The sequence below is a fragment of the Bacillus sp. MRMR6 genome, assembly GCF_001940785.1.
GTDB lineage: Bacteria > Bacillota > Bacilli > Bacillales > Cytobacillaceae > Neobacillus.
The window spans coordinates 1-14,540 of record NZ_MSLS01000034.1 but is presented as its reverse complement, the minus strand read 5'-3'; the positions used below and the strand labels follow the sequence as shown (position 1 = coordinate 14,540).

At 36.0% G+C, this 14,540-nt stretch carries 17 protein-coding genes and 3 pseudogenes; 4 read left to right on the top strand and 16 right to left on the bottom strand.

The window, feature by feature from the left end:
- Window positions 1–130: 130 nt before the first annotated feature.
- Window positions 131–871 carry a M15 family metallopeptidase gene (locus tag BTR25_RS22180; RefSeq protein WP_254842777.1) on the bottom strand — a complete coding sequence of 247 codons (741 nt, stop codon included), beginning with the start codon at window positions 869–871 and terminating at the stop codon, window positions 131–133.
- 199 nt (window positions 872–1,070) lie between these two features.
- A complete protein-coding gene (gene deoD, locus BTR25_RS22175) occupies window positions 1,071–1,772 on the bottom strand; it encodes a purine-nucleoside phosphorylase (protein ID WP_075690198.1) in 702 nt (233 codons plus the stop codon).
- 153 nt (window positions 1,773–1,925) lie between these two features.
- Here deoD and BTR25_RS28550 point away from each other — a divergent pair, with 153 nt between their 5' ends.
- Window positions 1,926–2,060, top strand: coding sequence for a hypothetical protein (locus BTR25_RS28550; RefSeq protein ID WP_303046863.1), 135 nt, complete (start codon window positions 1,926–1,928; stop codon window positions 2,058–2,060).
- A gap of 46 nt (window positions 2,061–2,106) precedes the next feature.
- On the opposite strand, the gene BTR25_RS22170 is transcribed toward BTR25_RS28550, so the two are convergent.
- The 3 genes from BTR25_RS22170 to BTR25_RS22160 form a co-directional block, all read right to left on the bottom strand.
- Complete coding sequence (locus BTR25_RS22170; protein ID WP_075690197.1) at window positions 2,107–2,415, bottom strand: YodL domain-containing protein; 309 nt, start codon at window positions 2,413–2,415, stop codon at window positions 2,107–2,109.
- 97 nt (window positions 2,416–2,512) lie between these two features.
- Window positions 2,513–3,283 carry a sporulation protein gene (locus tag BTR25_RS22165; protein ID WP_075690196.1) on the bottom strand — a complete coding sequence of 257 codons (771 nt, stop codon included), beginning with the start codon at window positions 3,281–3,283 and terminating at the stop codon, window positions 2,513–2,515.
- A 285-nt stretch (window positions 3,284–3,568) separates the two neighbouring features.
- Window positions 3,569–3,742 carry a YozD family protein gene (locus BTR25_RS22160; protein ID WP_075690195.1) on the bottom strand — a complete coding sequence of 58 codons (174 nt, stop codon included), beginning with the start codon at window positions 3,740–3,742 and terminating at the stop codon, window positions 3,569–3,571.
- Window positions 3,743–3,913: 171 nt separating this feature from the next.
- On the opposite strand from BTR25_RS22160, the gene BTR25_RS27830 reads away from it, so the two are divergent.
- The gene (locus BTR25_RS27830) at window positions 3,914–4,084 is read left to right on the top strand and encodes a hypothetical protein (protein ID WP_175596854.1); all 171 of its coding nucleotides are present in this window, start codon (window positions 3,914–3,916) and stop codon (window positions 4,082–4,084) included.
- A gap of 3 nt (window positions 4,085–4,087) precedes the next feature.
- Here the strand turns inward: BTR25_RS27830 and BTR25_RS22155 are convergent, their stop codons facing one another.
- Window positions 4,088–4,792, bottom strand: a complete 705-nt coding sequence (locus BTR25_RS22155; protein WP_075690194.1) for a hypothetical protein — start codon at window positions 4,790–4,792, stop codon at window positions 4,088–4,090.
- A gap of 129 nt (window positions 4,793–4,921) precedes the next feature.
- Window positions 4,922–5,146, bottom strand: coding sequence for a YozE family protein (locus tag BTR25_RS22150; RefSeq protein WP_075690193.1), 225 nt, complete (start codon window positions 5,144–5,146; stop codon window positions 4,922–4,924).
- 161 nt (window positions 5,147–5,307) lie between these two features.
- On the opposite strand from BTR25_RS22150, the gene BTR25_RS22145 reads away from it, so the two are divergent.
- Window positions 5,308–6,408, top strand: coding sequence for an AI-2E family transporter (locus BTR25_RS22145; protein WP_075690192.1), 1,101 nt, complete (start codon window positions 5,308–5,310; stop codon window positions 6,406–6,408).
- A 127-nt stretch (window positions 6,409–6,535) separates the two neighbouring features.
- Here the strand turns inward: BTR25_RS22145 and BTR25_RS22140 are convergent, their stop codons facing one another.
- From BTR25_RS22140 to BTR25_RS22115, 6 genes are all read right to left on the bottom strand, one after another.
- A complete protein-coding gene (locus BTR25_RS22140) occupies window positions 6,536–6,874 on the bottom strand; it encodes a 4Fe-4S single cluster domain-containing protein (RefSeq protein ID WP_075690191.1) in 339 nt (112 codons plus the stop codon).
- A gap of 39 nt (window positions 6,875–6,913) precedes the next feature.
- Window positions 6,914–8,428 (bottom strand): tripartite tricarboxylate transporter permease, encoded by a 1,515-nt coding sequence (locus tag BTR25_RS22135; RefSeq protein ID WP_075690190.1) that lies wholly within the window; start codon window positions 8,426–8,428, stop codon window positions 6,914–6,916.
- Window positions 8,429–8,441: 13 nt separating this feature from the next.
- Complete coding sequence (locus BTR25_RS22130) at window positions 8,442–8,900, bottom strand: tripartite tricarboxylate transporter TctB family protein (RefSeq protein WP_075690189.1); 459 nt, start codon at window positions 8,898–8,900, stop codon at window positions 8,442–8,444.
- 84 nt (window positions 8,901–8,984) lie between these two features.
- Complete coding sequence (locus BTR25_RS22125) at window positions 8,985–9,992, bottom strand: tripartite tricarboxylate transporter substrate binding protein (RefSeq protein ID WP_075690188.1); 1,008 nt, start codon at window positions 9,990–9,992, stop codon at window positions 8,985–8,987.
- Between the two features lie 275 nt (window positions 9,993–10,267).
- The gene (locus BTR25_RS22120; RefSeq protein WP_075690187.1) at window positions 10,268–10,942 is read right to left on the bottom strand and encodes a response regulator; all 675 of its coding nucleotides are present in this window, start codon (window positions 10,940–10,942) and stop codon (window positions 10,268–10,270) included.
- Between the two features lie 16 nt (window positions 10,943–10,958).
- Window positions 10,959–12,554: an ATP-binding protein gene (locus BTR25_RS22115; protein WP_075690186.1), complete on the bottom strand. Its 1,596-nt coding sequence runs from the start codon at window positions 12,552–12,554 to the stop codon at window positions 10,959–10,961.
- 434 nt (window positions 12,555–12,988) lie between these two features.
- Between BTR25_RS22115 and BTR25_RS28285 the strand changes: the two genes are divergently transcribed.
- Window positions 12,989–13,477, top strand: coding sequence for a DUF6220 domain-containing protein (locus BTR25_RS28285; RefSeq protein ID WP_075690185.1), 489 nt, complete (start codon window positions 12,989–12,991; stop codon window positions 13,475–13,477).
- 27 nt (window positions 13,478–13,504) lie between these two features.
- Here BTR25_RS28285 and BTR25_RS28675 read toward each other — a convergent pair.
- The 3 pseudogenes from BTR25_RS28675 to BTR25_RS22100 all read right to left on the bottom strand — a co-directional run.
- A pseudogene (locus tag BTR25_RS28675) lies at window positions 13,505–13,633 on the bottom strand (cyclophilin-like fold protein); the annotation flags it as partial.
- A gap of 414 nt (window positions 13,634–14,047) precedes the next feature.
- A pseudogene (locus BTR25_RS22105) lies at window positions 14,048–14,323 on the bottom strand (YokU family protein).
- A gap of 15 nt (window positions 14,324–14,338) precedes the next feature.
- Window positions 14,339–14,540 (bottom strand): annotated as a pseudogene (locus tag BTR25_RS22100) (hypothetical protein); the annotation flags it as partial.

Sequence of the window (14,540 nt, the reverse complement as noted above, 5' to 3'; positions counted from 1 at the left end):
AATATTACCCTTAGTGATTAGAATAACATCTTTCTAGCGAAATTAACAAAGAAAAAGTTGAGGAAATGAAAGAATTGCGGCACTGCCTATTGGAGTACCGCAATTCTTTCATTTCTACAGGGTTTTAAATTTATATTTTCTTTACTTCATTAAAATATTCTTCAAGTGTCCAATTATATTCATGGATAATTTGTGCTGCCTTATTTCCTACATAACGGAAGTGCCATGGCTCAAAAATATAGTTTGTTATTTGTTCCTTGCCTTTGGGGTATCGAAGTATAAAACCGAAGCGATGAGCATTTTCAGCAAGCCATTTACCCTCATCGGTATCTGCAAATCCTTCCACTAAATTCAAAGCAACAGCCCTACTTGATATATCCATGGCTAAACCTGATTGATGTTCGCTCGAACCAGGAATGGCAACCACTTGCATGGCTTGTTCTATTCCAACGCGGCTCGTTTCAGCATCAAATAATATCTTTTGACGTTCATAGGAGCGATATCCTGATACAGCAAAAAGCTCAATACCAGCTTTTTCGGCTTCAGCAAACATCTTTTCTAAGGCACTTGCTGCTTCTTTCCTCATTAGGCTTTTATCATTTTCTACATCACCGAATGAGAAAGGTACTTCTGGTCGAACAAGATCCTCTGGCACATAATCCTCCGGCAGATAAAATTCCTTATTTACTAAAGCCATGGTATTAGTGGAGTTTTGGATAATGTTTTTTCCGTCAACCTGTTTCACTTCGTTAAAGAAAATGGACTCTAGGCTTAGCAAATCGTTTTCTTGTCCAGGTGAGGAAGGCACATTCGTAATTTGATCCTGATTCTCTTTACTAAGGAAAGGTACTTTATCTAAGAGTGAGTACATTTGACTACATCCTGTAATAAGTAGGGTACTCAGTGATATCAACATGATATTTTTCAATCTCATACTTATTCACCTATCTATTTTTTCTATTTCTTAATGCACTATATCTATTTTTGATTGAAAGGTCAAGGATTGATAAGTGAATAAATTAAAGATTTAAAACCCCTTCCAGCTGGAAGAGGTTATTGGATGTTGTTTTTTATTTAGATGCAGCTTCTAAGGCTACTTCGATCATGTCATTAAATGTTAATTGTCTCTCTTCGGCTGTTGTCTCTTCACCTGTTAGTATATGATCACTTACGGTTAACACGGATAGGGCTTTTCGGCCAAATTTAGCAGCTAATGTATAGAGAGCAGTGGTTTCCATTTCAATCGCAAGAATTTGATACTTAGCCCATTTTTCTAATTCTGCATTGTCATTATAAAAAGAATCTGCTGTAAAAACATTTCCGACCTTTAAACTAAGACCCTTTTCGAGACCAGCATCATATGCCCTCTTAAGCAAATCAAAATCAGCACATGGTGCGAAATCAACCCCTCCAAAGGTTAAGCGGTTCATGTTCGAGTCTGTTGAACTAGCCATAGCTAAAATAACGTCACGCACTTTTACATCCTTTTGAATGGCACCGCAAGTACCAACTCGAATTAAGTTTTGAACATTATAGCTGCTAATTAATTCATTCACATAAATGGAGATTGACGGAACACCCATTCCTGTTCCCTGAACTGAAACTCTTTTCCCTTTATATGTACCTGTGTACCCAAACATATTTCGTACTTCATTATAACATTTTGCATCCTCTAGAAAAGTTTCTGCGWTATACTTCGCCCGCAAAGGGTCTCCAGGGAGCAATACTGTTTCAGCAATTTCATTCTCTTTTGCACCAATATGTACACTCATGATAAATCCTCCAATCATAATAAAGTGAAGCAATTCACTTCACATTAGAAAATATATCATATTGAATTTATAAAGAAAACGTTTTAGAGAATGGACATGATATTTTGATTTTTTGGGAAACTAACTATAGCCTAAGCTAAAGGGGTGAAACATATGGGCAAAAAGCATAGAGCCCGGATAAATCAGCCAAAGAAAAATAATCATATTCCACCGGAGGCCATCGTAGCCGAGCATGAAGCACATGGAAAAGAAAATACCGCTACTGGCGGACGTAAAAGAAGAGGTTAAATCTAAATAAAAAATTAACCTAAGGATATTCTCCTTAGGTTTTTTATTAACGTATATGAATCCTGTTAATTGACTGCCATCCTCCTGGCTTCAGCTGGTAATAATATTGACCTCTGCGCCCTTCATCAATGAGAATAATATCTCCGGTCGATAAGAAACGCCCCTGGTAGTTCGCAGGTATTAAATCAGTAATATTAAAGCGGCTAAATGTTGCCTCTAAGCAACTCTCCCTGCTACTAGCTAAAACAGTCGTCCGATAGACCTGATTATATCCTTTGCTTTCTCGGTACTTTGGAGTTTGAAAGAGTGTCACATCATACTGAATATTAGCTTTTCTAGTCATTGCTCTGATCATCTTATTCCTCCAATCATTAAAATAAAAAGGTTACTTTAATAATTAGAGATGAGCTATGTCGATTCCTTCTAATAAAACCATCTATTTTTGTCGATTCTTAAGAATACCTTTGAATTACACTATGAATTTGTTGTTGTAGATTTGGAATATCTGCACTTGATACACTTAAACGTACATTTGATTCATCCAACCCTGCTGCTTCAGCAAACAACCCACCTAACCCACGTGCGCGGCGGTCAACTTGAAACAACAATTCCATCATACCATTCGTTGAAGGTCTGAATACCAGCTCTAGTTCATCCAATTTTCCTCGAAACGGTCCTGAAGTCGGTACGAACTCAAATTCCTGAACAAACGGGAAGCGTCCACGTAATCGATGTGAAGCCTCTTCACAATCTGCCTCCCTAAGACGAAACCCTAGATTTTCAATCGCATTTAAAGCGGCACTCATCAATGGATTAGGAGCAACCTTTAAAAAGTCCTTATCACCTGGGTCAACCGCATTTTTAATATCTAACCCTGTTGTGACCCATACCTTTGACTTACCTACTGAAAGAGGTGTATCTAGTGGTAACTGAAAAGAGAAGGGGATTTCCTTTCTTTCATTTTTACCAATGGTAAAAGGCTGTGTAATTCGAAAACGATCAATAGTCGCCGTTACAGAGTACTTTCGTTCATCAGATTCCTTTAGATAATTTGTATTGAGCGATAGATAGATATCATCGATTTGCTGTTCTACTTTTCCACCGCGAATTTCGACGACTCCCTTCACTGTTTCACCAGGTACATACGTATCCCTTTCAAGCTTCGTATCAACCGAAGCAGACCCAATACCAACACTAGCAAATACTTTATCAAAAAAAGACATTCTGATTCCTCCCAAATTATTATTATTATTTATTATTTTATGTCAGCTTGATTAGGAAGCTATTAGCATGACTACTTAGGAAACTCCTCCATCTGAATATACAATATACGAAAATTAGCAGAAAAGGTTTCATCCACTCAAACCAATTTAAGATATGAATAAGTAATCATTATTAGGAAGATTTTACCACAAAAATCTATTATAGACCAAACAAAAAGCGAGCACGAATGCTCGGCTTTTTCCTTTATTATAATGATGAATCAGTGTGTATTTTAAATTTACATGTTATTCATCTTGTACTTCTTCATCAATAATGCTCTTATTGATGAGATACTCAAAGGTAATATCAGCTATTTCCTCTAATTCTTCTTCCGTAGGAACGTATCCTCTTTTCACCAGCTCATGAAAGAAAAATTCAGCAATCTCTTCCGTATCAATAAATACTTCAATTTCTCTCACAGCATCGCCCCCTTTTTAGAGAATGTATGACGTATCCGGTTCTTTCATGCTATTAACTTCAGGAAGAATCATTGTAATTACTTAAAAAAAGGGAAAATCAAGTTAATAAAGATGTCTTTTTTTATTTGGACAAGCATAGGATTAGAAAAACAAACACTATGAGGTGATGATATGGTTAGTTTACAGTCAAAATTAGAAGCCATTATAGAGGATGTTAACCAAGAGAATGGAATGATTCTTAGCTTATTTGAAAGGATTACAGATTCATTGTTTTTCCTAATTAAATGGGCTGGTATCCCTATGGTCATCTATTTATTAATCGCAGCATCTTTTTGGCAATAAATTCTATACATGGCTTTTGCCATCATCATTGACAATAGTCTGTAGCTTTCTTATAACTACACGCATGACTTGGTAATATTCCTGATCGTGAAAAAGTTCATACAAAGTTTTATAATCATTATATATATCTAATAGATTATCTATTTGCCGTTTTTTTTCCCTTTTTCTATCTATTTCTTCAATCTCTGCTTTTTTATTTTTGTTCTTTTCTTTTTCTTTTGGTAAGGCTAGTTGCTGCTTTTCTTCACTTTTTACTAAGTATAGTAATCCTAACTTTTGGATAAAAGTATCTGCACTCTCTGCATCGGCTACGAGTGTTAACTCCTCTTCACCCGCTTCGAGCCATTCACCATCGCTAATTCTAGACAATTCATAAATAACATCTTCCCAGGCATCTTCTTTATAACGCCAAATTTCAGTTCGAAAACCAACTACCTTAAATAAATCGGAACCATACCCCTTGACCTGTACTAAGTCACCAAAGAAGTATTTATATTCAATATCAATTTGTTCTTGTTCGATTAACTTACCTTCGAATTCAGAGAGCAGTTGTAATCCAGATTCCACAAATAACCCATCGCTTTTATTCACTTCATACACAAAATTTCCATCTAGCCATTTCACATCTGTTATCTTGCCGACTGTACCGTACATCGTAATCACGACCGTATCACCGACCTTATATTTCGGTATTTTCCTTCTTTTCATATCCTCCGTCCTCTCAATGATGAGTCGTGAATTTTTGTTACCTTATTATATGCTCCAATTTTTATATCGGGACGTTTTTAAAGCAAGAAAAATCGCCTCTTTTTTTAAAGAGACGATTTTGTTGTTACTTCATACTATTTCAGATGATGCATAAAGTTCCCATGCCTCGTCAAAGACCGACATTGAATCTAAATAGTGACCATTTAACTCTAGATAGGAACTAATCTCATGATAATCTTCAATATTTTTTGGAAAGCTGTGGTCTAAGTATGCCTGATTAGCAAATGCACTGATGGCATCCTTAGGTGATGGATGTCTGTATTTCATTAAGAAATGGTAAAAGGATTTAGTCATAATCAACGCCTTTCTTTCAAACCATAGTTAAATTTCTTAAAAACACTATAACGGATATAACATCTTTTAGTAAAGCATGTAAATTTAAGAGATTGTCTACTTTTACCAACAATGGTTATTTGATATAATTTAGAAAATGACACGAAAAAGAGGTACATACATTGTCCAATAGCAAATTTCAATTTTGGCTCATTCAAATTTTATTGTTACTCACCATCATCTTTGTTTCCACTAAGATTTCTTTTTTATTTCAGCCGATCGGAATCTTTTTTACTACGATTTTCTTCCCAATTCTTATTACTGGGTTCTTATTTTTCTTACTGAATCCTGTTGTTAATTTCCTTCAGCGGCAAAAGGTTCCTAGAATAATTGCCATCATCATTATCTATGTGACATTTTCAGGAATCCTTGTACTTTCAATCGGTAATTTAGTTCCAGCAATCACTAAGCAGTTTACAGCCCTTGCACAAGCACTTCCTGTGTATGCTGATAAAACAATGATCTTCTTTGAAGAGGTTTCCCAATCATCTGAGTTTAGGTGGGTGATGTCAGAAGAAAATGACTTCATGGAAACGGGTAAACAAAAATTGATTGATTTTGCTAATACTTTACCTGATACGATTACTGGCAGCATTACTAATATACTCGGTGTTGTTACCAATATTGCGATTATCCTTGTCACTGTTCCTTTCTTATTATTTTACATGTTTAAAGATGGACATAAATTCCCTGTGGCCATTTCAAAATTTTTACCGTCAGCATATAGACAAGAGGGCTTGTCCATTCTTAAAGAAACAGGCGAGACTCTTTCTGCTTATATTCAAGGACAGGTTACCGTAGCACTCGCAGTCGGAACCTTAGCGTTTATAGGTTATCTTATTATCGATTTGCCCTTTGCACTAGTGATGGCTCTGATTGTTGCTTTTACTAATATCATCCCATACATAGGGCCGATTCTAGGTGGAGCCCCGGCCGTAATCGTCGCCTTTTTTGATTCACCAACAAAGGCACTGCTCGTTGTGGTTGTTATTCTGATTGCACAGCAAATTGAAGGAAATGTTTTATCTCCGCTTATTTTAGGTAAAAGTCTTGATACCCATCCAGCAACGATTATCATTGTTCTATTGGCAGCAGGAAATTTAGCAGGTGTACTAGGAATGGTTCTGGCCGTCCCATTTTATGCTGTCATCAAAACGATTGTCCTCAACCTAGTTAAGTTTTTAAGGGCTAGGAAACATGCAGCTTCGGGTAATTCAGCCTAATAGAAACCCCCTCAATCAAAACGGTTGAGGGGGTTTCTATGTTCTATGAGAAAAAATTAAAATTTGATAAGAAATAGTTTAGACCCCATTACCTTATCTTCTTTTTTCTTATAGGCTTTTTAYWTCATTATTTTTCTTGAATTAAATGGATAATTCTTTGATTCCTGCTTCCCCTTAACGGGAGACTAATGTCTTTTTCAGCTATTATAAATCTCCCGTCTACCAGTGTATCAATAAATGAAAGCAATTTTTGATGATCTTCCTCTTCGCTATTCTCTAATTGTTCAAGAGTAAAACCGGTGTAGCACCAAAGGTTTTTTCCCGCCTTCTTTACTCTTTCTGCGAGCATGGAGGCCTCTTTTGCCTGAATAAATAGGTCCCCACCACTAAAAGTCACGTTAGTTAACGGGTTTGATAAAATTTCAAGAAATGCATCATCAATAGAATATTCATTTCCATTATTCATATTCCAACTTTCACGAACTAAGATGCTTGCATTGAACGCCTATTTTCGAATATTTACATCATATGATTTACTGAATTTTTTACGTCTATTTTTTAATAAAGGAATAATAATGGTCAACAMGCTTATACCAATGAGGGTTAAAGCAATAGGTTTATCTAAAAAGATTGAAAGGCTGCCATTTGAGATGGTTAATGTTTGTCTTAAGGCTTTCTCCATCATTCCTCCAAGTATAAATGCAAGGATAAAAGGAGCTGCTGGAAATGAAAACATTCTCATAAGAAAGCCAATAACACCAAATATCACCAATAAATACAAATCAAATGTGTTAAAGCTTATTGCATATACACCGATTAAACTAAAAATTATAACAAGGGAAATTAGTAACGGTCTAGGGATTTTCAACACTTTTGCAATGTACGGAATTAAAGGTAGATTTAAAACCAATAGGAATATGTTGCCAATATACATACTAGCAATAATTCCCCAAAACACCTCCGGACGGTCTTGAATTAATAACGGTCCTGGCTGAACTCCTAATACTAAAAATGCACCTAATAAGACTGCCGTAGTCCCTGAACCAGGAATCCCTAAACTAAGCAGTGGTACAAATGCTCCTCCAGTAGCAGCATTATTCGCTGTTTCAGGAGCTGTTAATCCTTTAATGGAGCCCTTTCCAAATTCATCTGGATTTTTGGCTAATTTTTTTTCGGTAATATACGCAATGAATGAGGCAATAGTAGCTCCTGCTCCAGGTAGAACACCAATTATGAATCCTAAAAATGATTGCCTTGCCATTGGGCCGCTCATTTCCTTGAGATCCTCTTTTGATAGCCGTAAGCTGCCTAAGTGTTTGCTGTTACTCATACTGTCGTCATTTCGATTCAGTATAAGCGTACAAACCTCAGCTAGAGCAAAAAGCCCCAGTGCGATAACCAAAAAGTCAATACCCTCTAGCAAGTTAGGATTTCCAAATGTAAATCTACTTGTACCTGTTTGGCTATCGATCCCAATTGTAACAACTATAAATCCTAAGGTCGCCGAGATAAACGCCTTTATGGTAGAACCCTCTGATAAACTAGAAATTGCAGTTAGCCCCAAAAACATTAAAGCAAAGTATTCTGCAGGGCCAAATGAAACGGCTACTGCAGCTAAGATAGGAGTAAACAGCATTAACAAAATAACACTTACTGTTCCTCCAGTGAACGAAGCGATAGCTGCAATGGCGAGGGCCTTTCCTGCTTTTCCTTGCTGCGCCATCGGGTAACCATCAAAGGCAGTTGCTACCGTTCCGGCTACTCCTGGTGCATTTAAAAGAATGGAAGAACTTGAGCCGCCAAAAATTGCTCCGTAATATACACCAGCCATCATCACTAAGGCAACAGTAGGATCCATGCTATACGTAATCGGAATCATAATAGCTATCGCACTAATTGGTCCTAATCCTGGCATCATCCCAATAAAGGTTCCGATAAAAACACCTATAAATACAAAGAGGATTCCCTGAAGACTAAAGGCGACATGAAATCCTGACATTAACCCTTGAAACGCTTCCATACTCTTCCCCCCTTTAAAACGGTATGATTCCTGCTGGTAAATTGATTCGCAGCAGGTAATTAAATAAAACATATATCGCTACAGAAAAAACGACAGACACAATCCCATTCGTAATATGCTTTTTATATCCCAGGAATAACGAGCAACAGAAAATAAACAACGTTGTCATAAATAAAAATCCTGCTATTTCAAGCAAAGAAATATAAATTAAAATAAAAACAGCAACAACCAATATTAAAAATACGTTACTCTTTGATATACTTCTTTTCAGTTTTTCACTTTCTGTTTCTTCTTTTTTATCAAAAAATAATAGTACAGCAAAGAAAAATAAAAGAAATCCAAGTCCTTTTGGAACAAAATCTGCATCTATGATTGCGTTTGGATATTTTGGTATGTTATAACTCAAAGTTAGATAAATTCCTGCAGTCATCGCAAGAACAACAGCCATTTTTTGGTTAATCTTTTTAAGCAATGAATGTCACCTCTTATAATAGAATGAAAGATAGAACAGGCTAAACCGTTCTATCTTCCTACCGATTTTTATGTGTTGTCTAAATCAGCGGGCCAGTCCCAATTCCTTTAGAAGAGCTTCCATAGCGTCAGTCTCTTTCTTTAAGAACTCACTGTACTCCTCACTATTCATATAGAGCTCGCCCCACCCATACTTTTTACGAATTTCATCCCATGCTGGAGAATCATTTAATTCTTTGAATTTTTGTTCGTAGTATTTTACTGCTGCTGGAGCCATATTTTTGGGGCCAAAAAAACCTCTCCAGTTTACAAAGGTTGCATCAATCCCTTGTTCCTTGGCTGTTGGAAAATCAGATAACACATCACCCTCTAATCTATAGTCGGAGGTAATCCCTAAAACCTTTATCTTTCCTGCTTTCACTTGTTCAATTGTTTCAGCCACCCCTGTTGTGTATATGTCAACACTTCCATTCAATACTGCAGTTAAACCACCCGCATCTGGATCTGAAATATATTTAATCTTTGTGACATCGACACCTGCTGCCTTAGCAATCTTTACAAATTGCATATGATCCATGCTTCCAGGAGAGGACGTTCCAATTACACTAACACTTGCAGGGTCCATTTTCATATCTTCAAATAATTCGTTTAAGTTGTCCCATTTTGCATCAGCCTTCACTACAAATGCCCCATAATCGGCAATTACATTTGCAACTGGTGTGAAATCCTCGTAGCCATATTCAGATTGACCATTTAAAGGTACTAAAACTAACGGAGGTGAAGCTACAAATAAATGGTGGTTGCTTCCTTCTTTACCAGCTATATAGGCCCAGCCGATTGCTCCTCCTCCACCAGCTTTATTTACAACTGGCAACCGTTTATCAATAATTTTTTCTTGTTCAAATACTTGAGAAACCATCCTGGCAGTAGTATCCCAACCGCCACCCGGTCCTGCGGGTGCTGTAATTTCTATCGGCTGGGTCGGTTTCCACTCCTCATTATCGTTATTAGTTCCTTCACCTGATGACTGACTGGAACATCCCGAAGATAAAATAAGCATGAAGGCAGTAACAATGCCAAATAACTTTTTCATTATGTTTCCCCCTTTATTCTTTTGTTTTTCTATCCTAGTTTTTATGATAATTTAGAAAAGTCAAAATGTAACCGTTTGCAAATTATCCTTCATAAAATTCCTTCTATTCATTTTGTTCATTTTGTTCACGATAGGAAAACGCAAGCAGGCAGTTTAAAAAACGAGCGGCGGATTAGTTATGTCCGGAGCCCCTAGGTACTAGAACTGTCAATTCTTAAAGTCAAAACTTTTTCTTCTAATAAAAAAAGCATCTTCTTTATAAAGAAGATGCAAGATTAAATGAAATAATATTTACGTTCCGGCCTTCCAACAATTCCATATTCTAACTCCGCCTTGGCTTTTCCAATTGATATTAAATACTCCAGGTACCTCCTTGCAGTTGTTCTCGAAGCACCCAAATGCTCACTTAATTCCTCTGCATTTATTCCATGATTGAAGGATTCCACCACTTGCTGCACCTTAGTCAGAGTTAATGGATCAATTCCTTTTGGGAGAGATATAGAATTTACGTTGTTGGTATGATTAGGATTAAATACTTGATCAATTACTGACTGATTTAACTCAATGTTGGTTTCTAATAACTCTCTTCGGTTCAATACTTTTTTTAAAGCAGTTTTAAATCTATTAAAAGTAACGGGCTTTACTATATAATCAAGTACACCATATTGAAGAGAAGATTCTATTACATTTTTTTCTGTAGATGCCGTAATTAAAATGATATCCAGCTTAGAGCTTTTTGTTCTCAACTCTGGAATTAAAGATACTCCACTTTGGTCTGGTAAATAATTATCTAATAATAAAACATCCACTTCTTCATTTTCTACTAAGGCAAGAGCTTCAGATGCATTTAATGCTTTTCCTGCAACGGCAACACCATCAATTTTCTCTAAAAACTGCTCATGAATAGAAGCGACTCGGAAGTCATCCTCTGCAATAGCTACCTTAATCACATAAACACCTCTCTCTTTAAGATACGTGACTGTTAGTTTTTGGCAGGTATATGGATAATATCGTTCCATTACCTAGCTGAGATTGCACCTCAATAGTTCCATTTAGATTTTCTACAACTTGTTGAACAATGGCTAATCCAAATCCGCGATTCTTCTCGCCCTTTGTGGAATACCCTGTTTTAAATATTTTATTTAGTCCATGTTCTGGAATACCGTGCCCGTTATCATAAACCTCAATGACTAAATCATCTCCAACATCAATTGCAAAGAAAGTTACCTCGCCATCTCTTCTTCCTTCTATTGCATCAAATGCATTATCTATCAAGTTTCCAATAATAGAAATAACATCTGAATAGACAATATGCTTCGGAAGAGTTCCTATGCTGCAATTATTGTCAATAATAAAACGGATTTTTTTCTCAGAGGCCCTGCCAAGCTTTCCTAGTAATAAAGCTTGGATTTTAGGATCATTAATTTGTTCAAAAATGATTTTATTTTGTATTTCATGAGCTGAGGATTCTGCCTGAATCATTTCGATTGCTTCATCATATTTTTGCAACTGCAACAGCCCAGATAAAACATACAGTTTATTGGAAAACTCATGGGTCTGTGCCCGTAAATCCTCAGAATACTTTTTAACTTCTGTTAAGGTTTCCAACATTTTGTTTACTTCTGTTTTATCTCTAAACGTTGAAACAACACCAATGACCTGATTATCTTCAATAATCGGTGTCCGATTAATAATAATTCTTTTGTTTCTTAGAGTTATTTCATGGTCCCGATCTGGTTTCCCTGTTTCAAGTACATTATAAACACCTGTGTTGGGCAGAATGGTTTCGATCTTTTTGTGAACAATATCCTCCTTTACATCTAACAAGTTTTTTGCTGATTGATTAATCATTGTAATATACCCGTGTTTATCAACTGAAATGATCCCTTCTTTTATTGAGTAAAGAATTGCATTTCTTTCCAAATATAAAGAGGTCATCTCATGCGGATCTAATCCTAATGTTGTACTACGGATGTTCCTAGCTAGCAAATAGCTTATAATCATTCCAATGACCACAACGATCAAAGAAATAAGGCCAATTACTTTACCACGTTGAATGGTGACTTCTCTTAAATCTGACATTAAAAATCCAACTGATACAACACCTATGATTTGCCCTTCCGCATTCAGAATCGGACCTTTCCCTCTAATTGACTTGCCAAGGGATCCTTTTGCCTTGGAAATATAAAATTCCCCTTTTAATGCAAGGCCATTGTCTCCACCAACCATAGGAAGTCCAATTTTTGTATCATCCGGATGGGCATAACGAATCCCTTCTTTATCACCTATTACAATAAATTCTGCTCCTGTTTCTCTTCTAATTTTATTTATTAATGGCTGCAAAAGCTTGGAGGGATCTTCTGCTTCAAGAGAAGAAGTGACAGATGGCATGGAGGAAATCGCTATAGCCAGTTGAAGAGCTTGGTTTCCCATTTGTTTTTCAACTTCTTTATATTCAATAACTAAAGAAATTACTACAAAAACAAAAATAATAATTATAGTGTTTAATATGTTAATGCTGATGATCTTTGTTTGTAAAGACATTGGAAGTTTAGATTTCATAGCCATCCCTCGGTATATTGACAATTCAAATAATTATAACTCTACTAATATTCTAATAATAATTCACACTTTTGTCACCTTATGTTTATAGCAAATAAGAAACATCGTTCTACTTCAGTTTTCGTATTTCCGATTAACTTTAATCTATCCCTTAATCCTTCTTTCAAGAACTCATAAGTTGAGGACAATGGTGGATTACTACCAGATTAGCAATACTCTAAAAAGATACTTCAGGAACTTCTGTTCACAGAATATCTTATCTAAACCACGCTTATCGACATAGAAAGTTCATAACTTCTGCACAATTCCTTGATACTTTAATTGTATAGTTTATTTGAAACTATTAATAAAATAAAAATATTACATATGTTATTGGGATCATGCTAGGTGTGCGTGTCTGAGTTATTGAAAGTAGAAAAGAAGGGGGATATTTTATGAGAATGAGTGAAAAGACTAATTCTAAGATACAAAAATACTCTCAAACTTTATTTTTCTTGTTAGCCTGGATTCTTTTGCTAGGGATTGTCACTCAAATTTCTATAGTAGGCTTAGCTGTTTTTGTTGATGGTGGCCTTTGGAAAATACACAGAGCTATAATAAGTTTTATTGAGTTTATACCAGCCCTTATGTTTTTTTTTGGTTGTGCTGGTGGGATCCATAAACAATATAGAGCATGGAGCTTTTTGTTATTCTTTTTTATCAACTTCCAATACTATACTACTTACAGGTGGCTTGGTGCTATCCATTCAGCATTTGCACTCGTCATATTTATGATTTCATTGTATGTTGCTTGGGGCTCATATAAGATTGTTGTAAACGCCAAGAAACAAAAAATGATAATAAGCAATAACTTCGCTACAGGAATAAGCGATTCTTGTCCCGAGTCCATCAATGGTCTCCCCGGGTCTCTTGGAATATGTTAGGAGTGTATCTGAAAAGTTATAGAATTTTTCATTACTATTATGATCGCTCATGTTTATGTCTAACGGTAGTTTTTCGATAAATACCTGTGTGGTTTGGTTATCGTAAAGCTTTGCAGAAAATACCTGATCGCCTATTGTTATGTTTAAATCTATCATCGTTGATGGGTTTGACATATCAATATCCCTCGTTTCTTGAATTGAGTCACTGGTTGGCAATTCCTCTTGATTAGTTTCTTTACTTTCATTTGTTTCACTAATAGCACAGGCAGTTAAACTAAAGCTAAAAATAAACAAACAAAGGATAGAAAAGAATTTTTTCATTCTATGTAATCCTTTCTACATGCTTTTTAATAGTATTCATTTATATATTTTCTGTGAAAAATCCGGCAGTTCCCGATAGGCAGTGTTCCTAGCGTCAAACCCCAGGACATCTTTTACTACAAAAAATTGTGAATAATAATCGATGTTATGTAATATATTTACGTTGCAAATATTTCGACATATTTTTGTAATCCATAAATACGACAAAAAGGCACCCATCTCTGAGTGCCTTCAAACGTTAGATCGAACTTAAGAAGTAAAATCAAAATAGTTTCTCTTCAACAATCTGGGTAGGTCCATTAGTTCTTTAAAGCTTATAGTATTTCCGATTATCTTCGAATCAACTAAAAACAATTGATCCTAAATCTCCTTAATCACTTTATCTGTCTGGTATACCATTCCACATACCATGCAGTTGATGGCTGGTGTCGCCGTAATTTCAACCGCCCTTGTTCCATCTGGAAGCTCCCAATAAACGGTGTTTTCACCGATACTTGCCTTTCCTTCACACCAATCGCATTTCATATCCAAACTGATCACCTACTCATTACCCGTTGAGTCTGTTTCTTTGTCAGACTGTACGGTTGATTTTTGCTGCTGTGCATTGAATTTCTTCTCTTTCAGTTCATCACGCTTTTGACGTTTATCCTTTAACGAGGAGTGATTCTGGTCTTCCTGATATTTATGTCTTCTGTCTAACCGCTGCAGATCCTCAGGGTCTAACCGCTGCAGATCCTCAGGG

What these genes read in the sequence shown, in the direction of transcription:
- BTR25_RS22180 (WP_254842777.1), bottom strand. Translation starts at nt 871, where the DNA reads ATGTACTCACTCTTAGATAAAGTACCTTTCCTTAGTAAAGAGAATCAG.
- BTR25_RS28550 (WP_303046863.1), top strand. Translation starts at nt 1,926, where the DNA reads ATGGGCAAAAAGCATAGAGCCCGGATAAATCAGCCAAAGAAAAATAAT.
- BTR25_RS22170 (WP_075690197.1), bottom strand. Translation starts at nt 2,415, where the DNA reads ATGATCAGAGCAATGACTAGAAAAGCTAATATTCAGTATGATGTGACA.
- BTR25_RS22165 (WP_075690196.1), bottom strand. Translation starts at nt 3,283, where the DNA reads ATGTCTTTTTTTGATAAAGTATTTGCTAGTGTTGGTATTGGGTCTGCT.
- BTR25_RS27830 (WP_175596854.1), top strand. Translation starts at nt 3,914, where the DNA reads ATGGTTAGTTTACAGTCAAAATTAGAAGCCATTATAGAGGATGTTAAC.
- BTR25_RS22155 (WP_075690194.1), bottom strand. Translation starts at nt 4,792, where the DNA reads ATGAAAAGAAGGAAAATACCGAAATATAAGGTCGGTGATACGGTCGTG.
- BTR25_RS22150 (WP_075690193.1), bottom strand. Translation starts at nt 5,146, where the DNA reads ATGACTAAATCCTTTTACCATTTCTTAATGAAATACAGACATCCATCA.
- BTR25_RS22140 (WP_075690191.1), bottom strand. Translation starts at nt 6,874, where the DNA reads ATGAATAATGGAAATGAATATTCTATTGATGATGCATTTCTTGAAATT.
- BTR25_RS22125 (WP_075690188.1), bottom strand. Translation starts at nt 9,992, where the DNA reads ATGAAAAAGTTATTTGGCATTGTTACTGCCTTCATGCTTATTTTATCT.
- BTR25_RS22115 (WP_075690186.1), bottom strand. Translation starts at nt 12,554, where the DNA reads ATGAAATCTAAACTTCCAATGTCTTTACAAACAAAGATCATCAGCATT.
- BTR25_RS28285 (WP_075690185.1), top strand. Translation starts at nt 12,989, where the DNA reads ATGAGAATGAGTGAAAAGACTAATTCTAAGATACAAAAATACTCTCAA.